At 37.8% G+C, this 241-nt stretch carries 1 pseudogene; it reads right to left on the bottom strand.

The features are described from left to right. Positions 1-241, bottom strand: a pseudogene (locus HMPREF2937_RS12265) (hypothetical protein); the annotation flags it as partial.

Raw genomic sequence — 241 nt, 5'->3', positions numbered from 1 at the left:
GCTGTTGCTTCATAATGTTTTTCTTGCACTTCTCCTTCGGCTGATTCTTGAGCTGCTGTTTCTGTTGCTGAAGCTAACTTATAATTTGTCACTTCACGAGTACGCATGTTGACCAAGATAAAGCCAAGGTTTGAAGAATCTGCAGTAGCCGATGTGATACCTGTGTAAAGGTAAATATCAGAACCAATTGAAATATAGTTATAACTATCGGTTATCTTTTTCACATCTGTTTGGCTAAAGA

The sequence above is a fragment of the Staphylococcus sp. HMSC061G12 genome (assembly GCF_001838465.1).
In the GTDB taxonomy this organism is placed as follows: Bacteria; Bacillota; Bacilli; order Staphylococcales; family Staphylococcaceae; genus Staphylococcus; species Staphylococcus simulans.
Note: the sequence above shows the minus strand (reverse complement) of the source record. Positions and strands in the feature narration are given on the sequence as shown.